We start from the raw sequence: 1,738 nt of genomic DNA, 5'->3' as shown, positions 1-1,738 counted from the left end.
CGATACATTGCAACGACTGTACCTACGTTGTGACAAACCACACCAATATCCGCAGGAATCTTAGCACTCGGCACTTCCTTCCCGGTAAGGATTTTTATCAGCTGTTTTTCACCACCGGAGGGGTACTTGGTTGGCACAACACAAACTTCAATGGTGCAGTTGCCGGTTTCAATACTCGCCAAAGCTTGCTGAAGAGAACGAATCGCTTCAGGTTTATTATCCTCAATACCAATCAAACACTCTTTCGGCTGAAGCACTTTGATCAGCAATCGAAGCCCTTCAACAAGTTGATCAGCCCGCTCACGCATCAATCTGTCGTCTGAGGTAATGTAGGGTTCACACTCTGCCGCATTCAGAATAAGCGTAGAAATGTCTGCACCTTTTGGAGGGTTAAGCTTCACATCACTTGGGAAACCAGCTCCGCCCATTCCGGCAATCCCTGCAGCACGAACTTTCGCTCTTATTGTGTCAGCATCCAGAGATAAGTAATCCTCACTCGCATCCAATTCACACCACTGGTCCTGGCCGTCTGTCTTCAAGGTAATACATAAATCTGAATTACCAGAAGGGTGCGCCACAACTTGCTCAGCAATACTTTCTACCACACCTGAGCTGGGTGCATGCAAGCCGACACTGATATAACCGTCTGCTTCAGCCAATAACTGGCCTTTTTTTACTTGTTGACCCACTTCAACCAAGACCTTGGAGGCTTGACCAATATGTTGCTGTAAAGGTAAAACAAGTAGTGGCGGAATGCCCGCCTCAGTAATCGCTGTCTCGCTCGATAGCGACTTCATTTCCGCCGGGTGAATACCACCATGAAAGTCTGATAAGGAACGTCCACTCGTGGCAATGATCTGTGTATTGTTCTGTGTCATGGCACTCATACAGACTGCACCTCCACAGGCTGAGACTTATCCGTAGCAATAATATGTACAGGCTTGGGTAAGTCCCAATGCCATGCTGATAGCCCCTTATCTACTGGCACCATATCGATACAATCTACCGGGCAAGGCTCTACACACAAATCACACCCAGTACATTCAGATTCAATAACTGTATGCATGTGCTTAGCCGCCCCTAAAATCGCATCGATAGGACACGCCTGGATACACTTAGTGCAGCCTATGCACTCATCTTCACGAATTACTGCGACCTGCTTGGCTTTTTCTTCACCGTGCTCAGCATCCAAGGCCATCGGTTCAACGTCTAATAAATCGGCCAGGGCCTGAATAGTCGCTTCGCCACCGGGAGGACATTTGTTGATATCTTCGCCCGCAGCAATACCCTCAGCATAAGGTCGGCAACCTGGGTGACCACATTGGCCACATTGAGTCTGAGGTAATAAACCGTCGATCTGATCAACGATTGGGTTGCCATCAACTTTAAACCTGACGGAAGCAAAACCCAGTAATGCGCCAAAAACAACAGCTAGCGCTAATAGCGCGACAATGGCGGTAATAACAATACTCATCTAGATATTCACCAAACCAGTAAAGCCCATAAAAGCGAGAGACATCAGCCCCGCCGTGATCATACCAATAGCTGAACCTTTAAAAGGCGTTGGCACATCAGCCACAGCAATACGTTCTCGCATTGCTGAAAATAGGATGAGCACTAAGGAAAAACCAAGCGCGGCACCAAAGCCATACATAATCGACTCAACAAAGCCGTTCTGCTTTTTAATGTTTAACAGCGCCACACCCAATACTGCACAGTTAGTGGTAATCAGCGGCAG

At 47.7% G+C, this 1,738-nt stretch carries 3 protein-coding genes; all 3 read right to left on the bottom strand.

Features of this window, described 5'->3' with window-relative positions:
- Window positions 1-887, bottom strand: an 887-nt coding sequence (rsxC, locus tag A3729_RS23225; RefSeq protein ID WP_082882163.1) for an electron transport complex subunit RsxC, incomplete at its 3' end; no start/stop codon positions are given.
- Window positions 884-1,474, bottom strand: a complete 591-nt coding sequence (gene rsxB / locus A3729_RS23220; protein ID WP_068512026.1) for an electron transport complex subunit RsxB — start codon at window positions 1,472-1,474, stop codon at window positions 884-886. The genes rsxC and rsxB, both read right to left, overlap by 4 nt.
- Window positions 1,475-1,738 (bottom strand): Rnf-Nqr domain containing protein (locus tag A3729_RS23215; protein WP_304439747.1); only part of this gene is annotated, 264 nt, incomplete at its 5' end.

The organism is Oleiphilus sp. HI0043 (genome assembly GCF_001634935.1).
The sequence above is the reverse complement of the archived record's forward strand: the minus strand, read 5'-3'. Positions and strand labels throughout refer to the sequence as shown.

What these genes read in the sequence shown, in the direction of transcription:
- rsxB (WP_068512026.1), bottom strand. Translation starts at nt 1,474, where the DNA reads ATGAGTATTGTTATTACCGCCATTGTCGCGCTATTAGCGCTAGCTGTT.